The 13,543-nt window shown below is 43.4% G+C and carries 8 protein-coding genes, 40 tRNA genes and 2 rRNA genes (1 of these 50 cut by a window edge); 49 read left to right on the top strand and 1 reads right to left on the bottom strand.

Annotation, left to right across the window (positions count from 1 at the left end):
• The 45 genes from MHH37_RS15330 to MHH37_RS15110 form a co-directional block, all read left to right on the top strand.
• Nucleotides 1-701: ribosomal RNA gene (locus MHH37_RS15330) — 23S ribosomal RNA — on the top strand; it begins 2,228 nt to the left of the window's first position.
• Nucleotides 702-788: 87 nt separating this feature from the next.
• Nucleotides 789-904: ribosomal RNA gene (gene rrf / locus MHH37_RS15325) — 5S ribosomal RNA — on the top strand.
• Between the two features lie 9 nt (nucleotides 905-913).
• Nucleotides 914-989, top strand: a tRNA-Val gene (locus MHH37_RS15320).
• Between the two features lie 9 nt (nucleotides 990-998).
• A tRNA-Thr gene (locus MHH37_RS15315) sits at nucleotides 999-1,074 on the top strand.
• Nucleotides 1,075-1,080: 6 nt separating this feature from the next.
• Nucleotides 1,081-1,156, top strand: a tRNA-Lys gene (locus MHH37_RS15310).
• Nucleotides 1,157-1,172: 16 nt separating this feature from the next.
• Nucleotides 1,173-1,257 (top strand) — tRNA-Leu (locus MHH37_RS15305).
• Between the two features lie 45 nt (nucleotides 1,258-1,302).
• A tRNA-Gly gene (locus tag MHH37_RS15300) sits at nucleotides 1,303-1,377 on the top strand.
• Between the two features lie 6 nt (nucleotides 1,378-1,383).
• A tRNA-Leu gene (locus MHH37_RS15295) sits at nucleotides 1,384-1,472 on the top strand.
• A gap of 18 nt (nucleotides 1,473-1,490) precedes the next feature.
• A tRNA-Arg gene (locus MHH37_RS15290) sits at nucleotides 1,491-1,567 on the top strand.
• Between the two features lie 8 nt (nucleotides 1,568-1,575).
• Nucleotides 1,576-1,652 (top strand) — tRNA-Pro (locus tag MHH37_RS15285).
• 8 nt (nucleotides 1,653-1,660) lie between these two features.
• Nucleotides 1,661-1,736: transfer RNA gene (locus MHH37_RS15280), tRNA-Ala, on the top strand.
• 26 nt (nucleotides 1,737-1,762) lie between these two features.
• Nucleotides 1,763-1,836: transfer RNA gene (locus tag MHH37_RS15275), tRNA-Met, on the top strand.
• A gap of 7 nt (nucleotides 1,837-1,843) precedes the next feature.
• Nucleotides 1,844-1,920: transfer RNA gene (locus MHH37_RS15270), tRNA-Ile, on the top strand.
• A gap of 20 nt (nucleotides 1,921-1,940) precedes the next feature.
• Nucleotides 1,941-2,033: transfer RNA gene (locus tag MHH37_RS15265), tRNA-Ser, on the top strand.
• Between the two features lie 45 nt (nucleotides 2,034-2,078).
• Nucleotides 2,079-2,153, top strand: a tRNA-Met gene (locus MHH37_RS15260).
• Between the two features lie 3 nt (nucleotides 2,154-2,156).
• Nucleotides 2,157-2,232, top strand: a tRNA-Asp gene (locus MHH37_RS15255).
• Nucleotides 2,233-2,237: 5 nt separating this feature from the next.
• Nucleotides 2,238-2,313, top strand: a tRNA-Phe gene (locus MHH37_RS15250).
• A 3-nt stretch (nucleotides 2,314-2,316) separates the two neighbouring features.
• Nucleotides 2,317-2,390: transfer RNA gene (locus MHH37_RS15245), tRNA-Gly, on the top strand.
• An 11-nt stretch (nucleotides 2,391-2,401) separates the two neighbouring features.
• Nucleotides 2,402-2,478 (top strand) — tRNA-Ile (locus MHH37_RS15240).
• A gap of 9 nt (nucleotides 2,479-2,487) precedes the next feature.
• Nucleotides 2,488-2,563, top strand: a tRNA-Asn gene (locus tag MHH37_RS15235).
• Nucleotides 2,564-2,576: 13 nt separating this feature from the next.
• Nucleotides 2,577-2,667: transfer RNA gene (locus MHH37_RS15230), tRNA-Ser, on the top strand.
• 2 nt (nucleotides 2,668-2,669) lie between these two features.
• Nucleotides 2,670-2,741: transfer RNA gene (locus MHH37_RS15225), tRNA-Glu, on the top strand.
• A gap of 1,065 nt (nucleotides 2,742-3,806) precedes the next feature.
• Nucleotides 3,807-3,882: transfer RNA gene (locus tag MHH37_RS15220), tRNA-Val, on the top strand.
• A gap of 9 nt (nucleotides 3,883-3,891) precedes the next feature.
• Nucleotides 3,892-3,967: transfer RNA gene (locus MHH37_RS15215), tRNA-Thr, on the top strand.
• 6 nt (nucleotides 3,968-3,973) lie between these two features.
• Nucleotides 3,974-4,049 (top strand) — tRNA-Lys (locus MHH37_RS15210).
• 16 nt (nucleotides 4,050-4,065) lie between these two features.
• Nucleotides 4,066-4,150, top strand: a tRNA-Leu gene (locus MHH37_RS15205).
• 45 nt (nucleotides 4,151-4,195) lie between these two features.
• Nucleotides 4,196-4,270: transfer RNA gene (locus MHH37_RS15200), tRNA-Gly, on the top strand.
• 6 nt (nucleotides 4,271-4,276) lie between these two features.
• Nucleotides 4,277-4,365 (top strand) — tRNA-Leu (locus MHH37_RS15195).
• An 18-nt stretch (nucleotides 4,366-4,383) separates the two neighbouring features.
• A tRNA-Arg gene (locus MHH37_RS15190) sits at nucleotides 4,384-4,460 on the top strand.
• Between the two features lie 8 nt (nucleotides 4,461-4,468).
• Nucleotides 4,469-4,545 (top strand) — tRNA-Pro (locus tag MHH37_RS15185).
• A gap of 8 nt (nucleotides 4,546-4,553) precedes the next feature.
• Nucleotides 4,554-4,629, top strand: a tRNA-Ala gene (locus tag MHH37_RS15180).
• Between the two features lie 26 nt (nucleotides 4,630-4,655).
• A tRNA-Met gene (locus tag MHH37_RS15175) sits at nucleotides 4,656-4,729 on the top strand.
• Nucleotides 4,730-4,736: 7 nt separating this feature from the next.
• Nucleotides 4,737-4,813 (top strand) — tRNA-Ile (locus tag MHH37_RS15170).
• Nucleotides 4,814-4,833: 20 nt separating this feature from the next.
• Nucleotides 4,834-4,926: transfer RNA gene (locus MHH37_RS15165), tRNA-Ser, on the top strand.
• A gap of 45 nt (nucleotides 4,927-4,971) precedes the next feature.
• Nucleotides 4,972-5,046 (top strand) — tRNA-Met (locus MHH37_RS15160).
• Nucleotides 5,047-5,049: 3 nt separating this feature from the next.
• Nucleotides 5,050-5,125: transfer RNA gene (locus MHH37_RS15155), tRNA-Asp, on the top strand.
• 5 nt (nucleotides 5,126-5,130) lie between these two features.
• Nucleotides 5,131-5,206: transfer RNA gene (locus MHH37_RS15150), tRNA-Phe, on the top strand.
• A 3-nt stretch (nucleotides 5,207-5,209) separates the two neighbouring features.
• Nucleotides 5,210-5,283 (top strand) — tRNA-Gly (locus MHH37_RS15145).
• Nucleotides 5,284-5,294: 11 nt separating this feature from the next.
• Nucleotides 5,295-5,371 (top strand) — tRNA-Ile (locus MHH37_RS15140).
• 9 nt (nucleotides 5,372-5,380) lie between these two features.
• Nucleotides 5,381-5,456, top strand: a tRNA-Asn gene (locus MHH37_RS15135).
• Between the two features lie 13 nt (nucleotides 5,457-5,469).
• Nucleotides 5,470-5,560: transfer RNA gene (locus MHH37_RS15130), tRNA-Ser, on the top strand.
• 2 nt (nucleotides 5,561-5,562) lie between these two features.
• Nucleotides 5,563-5,634: transfer RNA gene (locus MHH37_RS15125), tRNA-Glu, on the top strand.
• A 76-nt stretch (nucleotides 5,635-5,710) separates the two neighbouring features.
• A complete protein-coding gene (locus tag MHH37_RS15120; protein WP_342573667.1) occupies nucleotides 5,711-6,337 on the top strand; it encodes an NUDIX domain-containing protein in 627 nt (208 codons plus the stop codon).
• Between the two features lie 87 nt (nucleotides 6,338-6,424).
• Entirely contained in the window at nucleotides 6,425-7,183 is a 759-nt protein-coding gene (locus tag MHH37_RS15115) for a MerR family transcriptional regulator (RefSeq protein ID WP_342573666.1), read from the top strand.
• A 63-nt stretch (nucleotides 7,184-7,246) separates the two neighbouring features.
• Entirely contained in the window at nucleotides 7,247-7,591 is a 345-nt protein-coding gene (locus tag MHH37_RS15110) for a TraR/DksA C4-type zinc finger protein (protein ID WP_008408136.1), read from the top strand.
• 41 nt (nucleotides 7,592-7,632) lie between these two features.
• Here the strand turns inward: MHH37_RS15110 and MHH37_RS15105 are convergent, their stop codons facing one another.
• A complete protein-coding gene (locus MHH37_RS15105; protein ID WP_008408137.1) occupies nucleotides 7,633-8,550 on the bottom strand; it encodes a 1,4-dihydroxy-2-naphthoate polyprenyltransferase in 918 nt (305 codons plus the stop codon).
• 242 nt (nucleotides 8,551-8,792) lie between these two features.
• On the opposite strand from MHH37_RS15105, the gene MHH37_RS15100 reads away from it, so the two are divergent.
• Genes MHH37_RS15100 through menB form a run of 4 tightly spaced genes read left to right on the top strand, consistent with a single transcriptional unit; the run spans nucleotide 8,793 to nucleotide 13,541 of the window.
• The gene (locus MHH37_RS15100; RefSeq protein ID WP_065215468.1) at nucleotides 8,793-10,175 is read left to right on the top strand and encodes an isochorismate synthase; all 1,383 of its coding nucleotides are present in this window, start codon (nucleotides 8,793-8,795) and stop codon (nucleotides 10,173-10,175) included.
• Entirely contained in the window at nucleotides 10,168-11,901 is a 1,734-nt protein-coding gene (gene menD, locus MHH37_RS15095) for a 2-succinyl-5-enolpyruvyl-6-hydroxy-3-cyclohexene-1-carboxylic-acid synthase (RefSeq protein WP_008408139.1), read from the top strand. The genes MHH37_RS15100 and menD overlap by 8 nt, the downstream gene beginning before the upstream one ends.
• Nucleotides 11,883-12,695, top strand: a complete 813-nt coding sequence (gene menH / locus MHH37_RS15090) for a 2-succinyl-6-hydroxy-2,4-cyclohexadiene-1-carboxylate synthase (RefSeq protein ID WP_342573665.1) — start codon at nucleotides 11,883-11,885, stop codon at nucleotides 12,693-12,695. Before menD ends, menH begins: the two co-directional genes overlap by 19 nt.
• Before the next feature lie 21 nt (nucleotides 12,696-12,716).
• Complete coding sequence (gene menB / locus MHH37_RS15085; RefSeq protein ID WP_008408141.1) at nucleotides 12,717-13,541, top strand: 1,4-dihydroxy-2-naphthoyl-CoA synthase; 825 nt, start codon at nucleotides 12,717-12,719, stop codon at nucleotides 13,539-13,541.
• Nucleotides 13,542-13,543: the final 2 nt, after the last annotated feature.

Below are 13,543 nucleotides of genomic sequence, written 5' to 3'. Positions count from 1 at the left end.
ACCCATGCCCCTTAGCGGGGTAGGAGACAGTGTCAGGCGGACAGTTTGACTGGGGCGGTCGCCTCCTAAAGAGTAACGGAGGCGCCCAAAGGTTCCCTCAGAATGGTTGGAAATCATTCGTAGAGTGTAAAGGCATAAGGGAGCTTGACTGCGAGACCTACAAGTCGAGCAGGGTCGAAAGACGGGCTTAGTGATCCGGTGGTTCCGCATGGAAGGGCCATCGCTCAACGGATAAAAGCTACCCCGGGGATAACAGGCTTATCTCCCCCAAGAGTCCACATCGACGGGGAGGTTTGGCACCTCGATGTCGGCTCATCGCATCCTGGGGCTGTAGTCGGTCCCAAGGGTTGGGCTGTTCGCCCATTAAAGCGGTACGCGAGCTGGGTTCAGAACGTCGTGAGACAGTTCGGTCCCTATCCGTCGTGGGCGTAGGAAATTTGAGAGGAGCTGTCCTTAGTACGAGAGGACCGGGATGGACATACCGCTGGTGTACCAGTTGTCTTGCCAAAGGCATCGCTGGGTAGCTATGTATGGACGGGATAAGTGCTGAAAGCATCTAAGCATGAAGCCCCCCTCAAGATGAGATTTCCCATTACGCAAGTAAGTAAGACCCCTGAAAGACGATCAGGTAGATAGGTTCGAGGTGGAAGTGCGGTGACGCATGCAGCTGACGAATACTAATCGGTCGAGGACTTAACCACATTTTATTGCACAAATTCAATGAAACGTTTATCCAGTTTTGAAAGAATGAAATTCTTTTACATAGGCTTATTTAAAGCCCACTATAGTGAAGTGATGATGGCAAAGAGGTCACACCCGTTCCCATACCGAACACGGAAGTTAAGCTCTTTAGCGCCGATGGTAGTTGGGGGCTTCCCCCTGTGAGAGTAGGACGTCGCTTCGCTAGAATATTGGAGGATTAGCTCAGCTGGGAGAGCACCTGCCTTACAAGCAGGGGGTCGGCGGTTCGAGCCCGTCATCCTCCACCATTTCTAAATGCCGGTGTAGCTCAGTTGGTAGAGCAACTGACTTGTAATCAGTAGGTCGAGGGTTCGACTCCTTTCGCCGGCACCATTTAGAGAGCCATTAGCTCAGTTGGTAGAGCATCTGACTTTTAATCAGAGGGTCGAAGGTTCGAGTCCTTCATGGCTCACCAGTTTATATACTGCTTAGCGGGTGTGGCGGAATTGGCAGACGCACTAGACTTAGGATCTAGCGCCGCAAGGCGTGGGGGTTCGACTCCCTTCACCCGCACCATTTAATTTCATATTACTGTCAGAGTAAAAATATCTTAAGCATTTTGCGGAAGTAGTTCAGTGGTAGAACACCACCTTGCCAAGGTGGGGGTCGCGAGTTCGAACCTCGTCTTCCGCTCCAAAAAATGCCGGGGTGGCGGAACTGGCAGACGCACAGGACTTAAAATCCTGCGGTGAGTGATCACCGTGCCGGTTCGATTCCGGCCCTCGGCACCATCTTTTAAATAAACATATGCGCCCGTAGCTCAATTGGATAGAGCGTCTGACTACGGATCAGAAGGTTGTGGGTTCGACTCCTGCCGGGCGCGCCATATTATTTCGGAATGTAGCTCAGCTTGGTAGAGCACTTGGTTTGGGACCAAGGGGTCGTAGGTTCGAATCCTGTCATTCCGACCATCATTTATGGGGCCTTAGCTCAGCTGGGAGAGCGCCTGCCTTGCACGCAGGAGGTCAGCGGTTCGATCCCGCTAGGCTCCACCATAATTTGTAACCAAAATAAAGATCCTGGCGGTGTAGCTCAGTTGGCTAGAGCACTCGGTTCATACCCGAAAGGTCGTGGGTTCGACTCCCTCTGCCGCCATCTTAAAGGACCTTTAGCTCAGTTGGTTAGAGCAGACGGCTCATAACCGTCCGGTCACAGGTTCGAGTCCTGTAAGGTCCACCAGTTAACGTATTAAATATAACGGAGGTATACCCAAGTCTGGCTGAAGGGATCGGTCTTGAAAACCGACAGGCGGGTAACACCGCGCGGGGGTTCGAATCCCTCTACCTCCTCCATTTTTACAAACTGGGTACTTAAAACAGGTTCAAACATAATATTATCGCGGGGTGGAGCAGTGGTAGCTCGTCGGGCTCATAACCCGAAGGTCGCAGGTTCAAGTCCTGCCCCCGCAACCAAATGGTCCCGTGGTGTAGCGGTTAACATGCCTGCCTGTCACGCAGGAGATCGCCGGTTCGATCCCGGTCGGGACCGCCATTTGTGGGTTTGTAGCTCAGTTGGTAGAGCATTAGATTGAAGCTCTAAGTGTCGGCGGTTCGATTCCGTCCAAACCCACCATATGCGGGTGTAGTTTAGTGGTAAAACCTCAGCCTTCCAAGCTGATGTTGTCGGTTCGATTCCGATCACCCGCTCCAGTTTTTAAATAGGGCCTATAGCTCAGCTGGTTAGAGCGCACGCCTGATAAGCGTGAGGTCGATGGTTCGAGTCCATTTAGGCCCACCATAGTATTATTCCGAAGTAGCTCAGTTGGTAGAGCATCCGGCTGTTAACCGGCAGGTCGCAGGTTCGAGTCCTGCCTTCGGAGCCATTTTTCTATTTTTGGGGACATACTCAAGAGGCTGAAGAGGCGCCCCTGCTAAGGGTGTAGGTCGCGTAAGCGGCGCGAGGGTTCAAATCCCTCTGTCTCCGCCATCGGCCCGTTGGTCAAGTGGTTAAGACACCGCCCTTTCACGGCGGTAACACGGGTTCGAATCCCGTACGGGTCATACATAGGAAGACAAAAAACGCCAAGTACTGTTACAATGTACTTGGCGTTTTTTTGTTGCGGTAAAAGCTCTCTTAAGATAATAAACAATGCTGCTAAATTTAAGGGATGAAATTTCTTACACAATATTATGCTGTCTTATAATAAAGATAAAAAAACTGTGTTGAAATATTTTTATTCAATTAACCCACAAACGGAATCTACTTTAAGATTATATTGTTTTATTGATACTGCGTGAAAAAGCATACATCCTCGATCACTATGTTGAAGGGAACATGGATTAAGGGAGAACAAGATAGTAGGCAGGAGCGAAAAAGAAAGCAGAGATTTACCGGTTATTTAATGAAGGTCGATTGTGAGCATGCAAGAAGTTTAGTTGACACTATGTTAGAGGGCTTTTTAATCGGATTTCCCATCATTAATTCAAATAGAGGTATCAAATCCCCGGTTCATTAAAAAACATGGTAAAAAGCAATTTAAAGGTGAAATAACAAGGATTTAACGGCCGAATCGTGTAATCCCAATAAGGCTGCGGTATGCATCAAAATCATTTAATGAAATAGCGCAATTCTAAGCGTATTTAAACACGGAAATAATTATTATAGAATAATAAAAATGATGAAAATAACATAAAGATAAAGACTATATTGAGAAACCAATAGGTGGAAATAAATAAAATGTACATTATATCAATACTTAAAAAAAATAATGATAAAAGTACGGACATTTTCTTGACAGCTTCAGTATATAAAATGTATAAATAAGTAGTCGTATATTCTAAAACACTTGATATTTATAAGTAATATTAATAATTATATCAGAATGATTTATAAATATTAAAAACAAGTCTTGATAAAATTAGACAAACATATTAGAATTTCGTTATACTTAGTAAACGTTTTCATGAGCAATCTCAGTTGGTTCATGGAAAAAATAGAAAATAATATATTTTTTAAAAATAATTTCAAAAAAGGTATTGCATTATAAAAAAAGTAATGATAATATAAATCTTGTCCTTAAGAGATAGGACATGCGGTTACGAAAGTGTAATCAGCAAATACCCATTGGAGGATTAGCTCAGCTGGGAGAGCACCTGCCTTACAAGCAGGGGGTCGGCGGTTCGAGCCCGTCATCCTCCACCATTTCTAAATGCCGGTGTAGCTCAGTTGGTAGAGCAACTGACTTGTAATCAGTAGGTCGAGGGTTCGACTCCTTTCGCCGGCACCATTTAGAGAGCCATTAGCTCAGTTGGTAGAGCATCTGACTTTTAATCAGAGGGTCGAAGGTTCGAGTCCTTCATGGCTCACCAGTTTATATACTGCTTAGCGGGTGTGGCGGAATTGGCAGACGCACTAGACTTAGGATCTAGCGCCGCAAGGCGTGGGGGTTCGACTCCCTTCACCCGCACCATTTAATTTCATATTACTGTCAGAGTAAAAATATCTTAAGCATTTTGCGGAAGTAGTTCAGTGGTAGAACACCACCTTGCCAAGGTGGGGGTCGCGAGTTCGAACCTCGTCTTCCGCTCCAAAAAATGCCGGGGTGGCGGAACTGGCAGACGCACAGGACTTAAAATCCTGCGGTGAGTGATCACCGTGCCGGTTCGATTCCGGCCCTCGGCACCATCTTTTAAATAAACATATGCGCCCGTAGCTCAATTGGATAGAGCGTCTGACTACGGATCAGAAGGTTGTGGGTTCGACTCCTGCCGGGCGCGCCATATTATTTCGGAATGTAGCTCAGCTTGGTAGAGCACTTGGTTTGGGACCAAGGGGTCGTAGGTTCGAATCCTGTCATTCCGACCATCATTTATGGGGCCTTAGCTCAGCTGGGAGAGCGCCTGCCTTGCACGCAGGAGGTCAGCGGTTCGATCCCGCTAGGCTCCACCATAATTTGTAACCAAAATAAAGATCCTGGCGGTGTAGCTCAGTTGGCTAGAGCACTCGGTTCATACCCGAAAGGTCGTGGGTTCGACTCCCTCTGCCGCCATCTTAAAGGACCTTTAGCTCAGTTGGTTAGAGCAGACGGCTCATAACCGTCCGGTCACAGGTTCGAGTCCTGTAAGGTCCACCAGTTAACGTATTAAATATAACGGAGGTATACCCAAGTCTGGCTGAAGGGATCGGTCTTGAAAACCGACAGGCGGGTAACACCGCGCGGGGGTTCGAATCCCTCTACCTCCTCCATTTTTACAAACTGGGTACTTAAAACAGGTTCAAACATAATATTATCGCGGGGTGGAGCAGTGGTAGCTCGTCGGGCTCATAACCCGAAGGTCGCAGGTTCAAGTCCTGCCCCCGCAACCAAATGGTCCCGTGGTGTAGCGGTTAACATGCCTGCCTGTCACGCAGGAGATCGCCGGTTCGATCCCGGTCGGGACCGCCATTTGTGGGTTTGTAGCTCAGTTGGTAGAGCATTAGATTGAAGCTCTAAGTGTCGGCGGTTCGATTCCGTCCAAACCCACCATATGCGGGTGTAGTTTAGTGGTAAAACCTCAGCCTTCCAAGCTGATGTTGTCGGTTCGATTCCGATCACCCGCTCCAGTTTTTAAATAGGGCCTATAGCTCAGCTGGTTAGAGCGCACGCCTGATAAGCGTGAGGTCGATGGTTCGAGTCCATTTAGGCCCACCATAGTATTATTCCGAAGTAGCTCAGTTGGTAGAGCATCCGGCTGTTAACCGGCAGGTCGCAGGTTCGAGTCCTGCCTTCGGAGCCATTTTTCTATTTTTGGGGACATACTCAAGAGGCTGAAGAGGCGCCCCTGCTAAGGGTGTAGGTCGCGTAAGCGGCGCGAGGGTTCAAATCCCTCTGTCTCCGCCATCGGCCCGTTGGTCAAGTGGTTAAGACACCGCCCTTTCACGGCGGTAACACGGGTTCGAATCCCGTACGGGTCATACATAGGAAGACGTAAAACGCTAAGTACTGTTACAATGTACTTGGCGTTTTTTTGTATAAAAGGGAGAAGAGCTTATGAATGAACGTTTAAAAGTATTTGATCAATTTTATAAGGAAACGGGCATTGAACAACGTCATCTCGTTCATGCAAAAGGTTATTGGCATGAAGTGTTTCATTGCTGGATTATTGAAAAAGTAGATTCTGAATGGCGTATTTATTTACAGCTGCGTAGCAAAAATAAAAAGGATTATCCAAACCAATTTGATATTACGGCAGCTGGTCATATACTGGCAACGGAGACGATTGAAGATGGTATACGCGAATTAGAGGAAGAAGTAGGGGTTAAGGTCATGTTTTCGCAATTAACGTCACTTGGAGTCATTCCGTACAGTATAGATAATGAAAAAATAAAGGATTATGAGTTTGCAAATGTATTTGTTTATGAATTAACAGGCGGTCTTGAGAAGTTTTCAATTCAAAGAGAAGAACTGGATGGTATATACTCTGCTAACTTAAAACAGTTTATATTGCTTGCGAATCATAAAATAAAGGAAATTGAAGTATCCGGTTATAAATACGAAAATGATATACGTCATTATGAAGTGAAACAGATCGGATTAGAACAAATGTCAGCATTACCTGAAAGCTATTTGCACGAGTTTATCCCGAGATTGGAAAAGATATTAATTGAAGCAACCTGAAAAAACTTAGGTTAGCTTCTTTTTTTATAATATCTATTGACCTTCACGTTACGTCAACCTTTATAGTACTAATTAGGAGGTGATCAATTGTTAATAAACGAACTAGTCAAGCTATCTGGTGTGAGTGCACGCACACTACGATATTACGATGAAATCGGTTTGCTGATGCCTTCTACGATTGCAGAAAATGGCTACCGAAAATATAGTCAAAAAGATATTGACCGGTTACAGCAAATACTTTTTTACCGGGAGCTGGATTTTAAGTTAGAGGAAATAAAAAAACTGCTCGATCATCCAGATTATGAAGTAAAAGAAGAGCTAAAAAAACAATCCGAGCTATTACTAAAGAAAAGACGACATATTGATGACTTACTGAAAACGATAGAACAAACAATCCAAACGATGGAAGGGGAACTTAAGATGACAAATGAGCAGAAATTTGACGTGTTTAAAAACAATCTAATCGAAGAAAATGAAAAGAGCTACGGTGAGGAAATACGTAATAAATACGGTGAAGCTAAAGTGGAAGCGAGCAATAAAAAATTTAAAGAGATGACTGAAGAGCAATATAATGCAATGCAGCAATTGGAACAACAACTGTTTGAACGATTAAAAGAAGCAATGGCGTCCGGAGATGAATTTTCAGTGGTTGCGATGGAAGCAGCGGAACTTCATAAACGCTGGCTAAGCTTTTCGTGGGCAAAATATACAAAGGAAGCACATATAGGCCTTGCACAAATGTATTTGAGTGATGAACGGTTTACTGCTTACTATGATGACCGGGTAGGGCAAGGTGCTACACAATTTTTGCATGATGTAATCGTTGCTTATGCAGCAAATAAATAAGAAAAGATGTTTAAAAATCCTCATATAGGTAATATTTTATTAATGGAAAAAGGGGGATTTTATATGGATATCAATCAATTACACCATTTACGTAGTATTTTAGAAGAGGAGCTTGCAACTTTGCAGGAGCATGTTAATGAAGAACCAGCTGTTGAAGATACAGAAATAACTGCAGTTGACAATCATCCAGCAGATGCAGCGACCGATTTAACGACAATTGTTACCGAAAAAACACTAAATGAATTGAAAGAAGATGAAATTGAAAGAATTCAAACAGCTTTAAATGCAATGGATGAAGGCACATACGGGGAATGTATCGTATGCGGGAAAGAGATTCCTTTTGAGCGTTTAGAAGCAATTCCGACAGCTTTAACATGTATTGATCATGTTGATGAGGTTATGGAATAGTAAAAGAGGTATGTTGATTATTCAACATACCTCTTTTAGTTTTAAATGAAATATGAAACTAATAAACCAACAGCCAACAAGAAACCGAAAATCGTGTTTGTTTGGGCTGTATATTTCATGGCCGGCATTACTTCGAGCGGTTTTTCTTTTGCTCTGAATAATTTAATCGCTTCAATCGGTTTTTTCACACTTAATAATACAAGCAGTGCCCATGGTGTCAAATGACCTAGAATTACAAGGCCAGCAATCCAAATATACGAAACAATAAAGAAACCAGCAAGTACTGTAACAGCGTTATGTCGGCCAACCAATATAGCCATTGTTTTACGCCCGCCTTCAGTATCTCCTACAATATCCCGGATATTATTAGAAAGCATGATTGCCCCAACTAGAATCATACTCGGCACAGAGATAATTACAGCATCAGCTGTCACATCACCTGTTTGAATAAAGAAGGCAATTAGAACAATACCCATACCCATTACTGCCCCTGAAACTAACTCCCCGAATGGTGAATAAGCAATCGGGTACGGTCCTCCAGTATACAAATAGCCAATCAGCATACATACAAGTCCGACAGCAACTAGCCACCAGGATGTCATGGCACATATGTAAACACCTAATAGCATTGCAATGCCATAAAAGCTTAGCGCAATAGCCATAATTGTTTTTGGTGCTACACCATGTCGGACGATTGTGCCACCAATACCGACGGAGTTTTCATTATCCAGGCCAAGTTTATAATCATAATATTCATTGAACATATTTGTTGCAGCCTGTATTAGCATACTGGCAATCAGCATTGCAAAAAATAAGCCAAAATGAACTGTTTCATGATTTATTGAAAGTGCCATCGACGTACCTAATAATACCGGTACAAATGAAGCTGTTAATGTGTGGGGACGTGTTAAATGCCACCAAACTTTAAATCCCTTGTCCGCTTCAACGACTTTTGTCATAAAAAAACGCTCCTAACTAAATACAATTATCTAAACTATTGTAATGCAAATAAAACAAATTGAACAGAGTGAAGGGACAATACATGTAACGTTTGCTCGAAAAATGTTATGATAGGTAGGTATTATTTACAGTGCGAACGCAAAAAAAATGAGCAAATTATATAAAAATTCAGGCACGTATTAAAATAACGCTATACTTGCATCATACTTAGTGAATTTGCAACATGACGGAGGGAATTTTCATGCAACACAAGTGGTACAACGCCACTGAAATAGAAGTAGGCTCAAATTCAAAGCAAATTTTTTATATGGAAACAATCGAAGTAAGCCGTTTGTCCGCATTGGCATTTTTTGCGGCAGGCGAATCGAAATATAAAGGAAAACGAAACTACTGGCAAAATCGTGAAAAAACATTTACATTGGTTGGTTTAGGACATGCCTATACAATTGCAAACAATGCGTCTGACGCTCGTTTCGATTTAGTAGAACATGAATGGAAGAAACTGACGAGTCAGATAATAGAGGAAGATCAGCATCTGCAGCCAATCCTTTTTGGCGGCTTTACTTTTGATCCGCAAAATGAAGTTTCAGCAGAATGGACAAACTTCCCGCAAAGCTACTTTACTGTCGCAACACATCAGTTAGTTATTCGCAATGATAAAGCTTATGTCACAATAAACTATATTACGGACGAGGAAAACAGCGCAACAACGTTTGAAGCACTTCGTAAAGAACGTGACGAGCTTATTCATGCAGCCCAAGTGAAGGAAGTTAAAACTTATGCGAAGCCGACGATGACAAGCTATATGGAACCGTATAAGCAGGAATATTTGAATTCCATCAATAAGGTAACGAGCTTAATCAAAGCAAATGAAGCGCAAAAGGTTGTCATTGCACGATCTTTAGCATTGCAATTTAAGGAAACGATCACTTCTCCGCAAATTTTGTCGCATGTCGTACATGAGCAGCCAGAAAGTTATTTGTTTGGCTTAGAGCATGGTGACTTACTGTTTTACGGCGCATCACCGGAACGGTTAGTAAAGGTAGACAACGGACGTGCCTATTCTTCATGTGTGGCAGGTTCGATTAAGCGCGGAACAACAGCTGAAGCCGATGAGGAACTTGGAAGAACGTTGCTGAGCGATTTGAAGAACCTTGGTGAGCATCACTATGTTGTTGAGATGATTACTGATACCTTCAAAAAGAATTGTTCAAAAGTAAAGGTACCTCATGGACCGAAGTTATTAAAAATCCGTGATATTCAGCATTTATATACACCTGTTGAAGGACAGTTAAATGAAGATGCAACAATTTTGCAGCTTGTGAAACATTTGCATCCAACACCTGCTTTAGGCGGAGTTCCGCGTGAACAGGCAATGGAAATAATCCGGACATATGAACCGATGAACCGAGGGCTGTATGCAGCGCCAATCGGCTGGCTCGATGCTGACGGAAATGGCGAGTTTGCGGTAGCGATTCGCTCGGCAGCATTAGTACAGGATAAAGCGTATTTATATGCAGGCGGAGGAATTGTCGAAGATTCGGAAGCACAATCGGAATATGAAGAGACACTCGTTAAATTCCGTCCAATGCTTCGAGCTTTAGGAGGCCAATTACATGAATGAACGTGAAGTACTATCCAAATATGTTTATACAATTGTGTCAGCGTTAGTAGCTTCTGGTGTAGAGCAGGTTGTCGTAAGTCCCGGCTCTCGCTCTACACCGCTTGCCTATGCATTTGCCTCGACAAAGGAAATTGTAATGCATCGTCAAGTCGATGAAAGAGCGGCAGCCTTTTACGCGCTAGGCTTAGCTAAATCAACTGCGAAACCAGTCGTGCTTGTATGTACATCAGGAACAGCAGCGGCCAATTACTATCCTGCCATTGTCGAAGCAAAATATGCACGTGTACCGTTAATTGTTTTAACAGCAGACCGTCCGCATGAATTGCGCGAAGTAGGAGCACCACAGACGATCAATCAAGTACGGCTATACGGCGATAATGTTAAATGGTCGGCAGAATTCCCGATTCCGGATGAGGCACCGCAAACGATTCCGTTTATCGAACGACACACAGTGCGTGCGGTAAACATTGCAACGACCGCACCGTTTGGACCTGTTCATCTAAATATACCGTTCCGTGAACCGCTAATCATTGACTTTACCGATAAATTGCCGGTTTCAAGCTTTATTAAAAGCTATACAAATGAGCTTCAGCCTGCTAAACAAGCGGTGGCAGAGCTGACAGCAATCATCGAACAAACAACGACAGGAATTCTGATTGTAGGGGAATTGCCGCTAGGAACGAACACAGAATATTTATGGGATTTTATTCGTGAAGTGAAATGGCCGGTAATGATTGAAAGCTTATCGAACCTGCGCACAGAAATACCGGAAGATTGCCAAATATATGCGATTTCTACATATGATACATTGATGAAAAATGAACGCTTCAAAAGAAATGTCCGACCACAAACGGTCATTCGATTCGGTGCACAGCCTGTATCAAAATTTTTAATGCAGTTTATCGTACAGGCAAATCCGCAAAGCTATATTGTTATCGATGAAGATCCGATGTTTAGAGATTCTACTCATATGTCGACACATTTCATTCATGCGTTACCTGGAGAATGGCTATCGGAGCTGAAATTAGCAAATTCTCAAGCAGAAATGGCGTACGTTCAATTTTGGAAAATGGCAGATTTACTTGCAGCTGATGTCATTGAAAAGTACAGTCAATTTGCTGATGATGAAGGAGCAATGGTACAGGCATTCCTGACAAGTATTGAGGAAGACGCCGACATTTATGTCAGCAGCAGTATGCCAATACGTGATATTGATACGTTTTTACTTACACAAAATCGCCCTGTTCAAATTTTTGCAAACCGCGGAGCAAATGGAATTGATGGGGTAACATCTACAGCACTTGGTTTCAGTAATGGTCGCAAAAACCGCAAAACGTATTTATTAATTGGTGATCTGGCATTTTTACATGATGCAAATGCATTTGTTGCAAGCCGTTATCAGGAATGTGATTTAACGGTAATTGTCATGAATAATGACGGTGGCGGCATTTTCTCTTATTTACCGCAATCGAAGGTAGAAGAGCATTATGAAGATCTCTTCGGTACACCGACTGCATTGACATTTGAACAAATGGCCAAAATGTATGAGCTGGATTACGAAAAAGCCACATCATTGGAACAATTTAAGAATGCATTAATAGCAGATAAACAAACACCGATTAAACTAATCGAAGCTTTCACAGATCGTGATGAGAATGTAAAGCAGCACCGTGAGTTATGGGCGCGTATTCATGAGGTGATGGAACAATGGCTCGATTCACTGTAAAAGGCCAGGATGTAAATATAGAACAGTGGAATGAACAGGCAACTCAGACAATTGTATTTCTCCACGGTTTTACTGGGAGCACAAATACTTGGAAAAAGATAGTTTCGCAACTGCCGTCAAACATCAGATGTATTGCCGTTGATTTAATCGGACACGGTAAAACAGCGGCACCGGCTACTGTTGAATTTTACTCTATGGATTTTCAAGTGGAACTGCTGCATGAACTTTTCCATCACTTACAGCTTGATACTTTCTCGCTGGTAGGCTATTCGATGGGGGGGCGTGTAGCATTAAGCTATGCAGTTCGCTACCCGGCTGCAATCGAGCATTTACTGTTGGAAAGTGCTTCTCCGGGTTTAAAAGATGACCAGGAGCGTAGTATACGAAAGCAGGCGGATGATACACTCGCTGAAAAGATACTCGCGAATGGGATTGAATCATTCGTAACCAAGTGGGAAAATATACCGCTATTTGCTTCTCAAAAAAGTCTTCCTGCAGTAGTACAGCAGGAAATTCGAACAGAGCGAATGCAGCAAAGTGAAATCGGTCTTGCAAACAGTCTGCGCGGGATGGGGACAGGTGTAATGCCGGAACTTTGGGGTAAGCTTAATACATTAACGATGCCTGTGACACTTGTTACCGGACAGCTTGATGGAAAATTCATTCAATTAAACATTGAAATGCAAGAGTATATGAAAAAAGCAAATCATCTTATAATTCCAGCAGTTGGCCACGCAATTCATGTGGAAAATCCGACAAAGTTTGCTACAATAGTAAAGGAAACGATTTCATAACCGAAATAGGAGGCAAAATATATGACAAAGCAACGTCTATGGACATCTTTACATACTTACGAAGATATTAAGTATGAATATTATAACGGGATCGCAAAAATTACGATTAACCGTCCAGAAGTTCGCAACGCTTTCCGTCCAAAAACAACAGCGGAAATGATCGATGCATTCACACGTGCTCGTGATGATGAGCGTGTTGGTGTAATTATTCTAACAGGTGAGGGCGAGCATGCATTCTGCTCTGGCGGCGACCAAAAAGTACGCGGTCATGGCGGTTATGTAGGCGATGACCAAATTCCTCGCTTAAACGTATTAGACTTACAAACGTTAATCCGTAAAATTCCTAAACCGGTTGTAGCGATGGTAGCAGGTTATGCAATCGGCGGCGGGCACGTATTGCACGTTGTATGTGACTTAACAATCGCTGCAGAAAATGCACGTTTCGGTCAAACAGGACCTAAAGTCGGTTCATTCGATGCTGGTTACGGCTCAGGTTACTTAGCACGTATCGTAGGACACAAAAAAGCTCGTGAAATCTGGTACTTATGCCGTCAATACGATGCGCAGCAAGCACTTGAAATGGGCTTAGTAAACACAGTAGTACCATATGAGCAATTAGAAGATGAAACAGTAAAATGGTGTGAAGAGATGCTTGAAATGTCTCCAACAGCATTACGTTTCTTAAAAGCTGCAATGAATGCAGATACAGACGGCTTAGCTGGTATCCAACAACTTGCTGGTGATGCGACACTTCTATACTACACAACAGATGAAGCAAAAGAAGGCCGCGATGCATTTAAAGAGAAACGTAAACCAGACTTCGGTCAATTCCCACGTTTCCCTTGATT

The sequence above is a fragment of the Solibacillus sp. FSL K6-1781 genome, from assembly GCF_038630735.1.
GTDB classification, from domain to species: Bacteria; Bacillota; Bacilli; order Bacillales_A; family Planococcaceae; genus Solibacillus; species Solibacillus silvestris.
The sequence above is the reverse complement of the archived record's forward strand: the minus strand, read 5'-3'. Positions and strand labels throughout refer to the sequence as shown.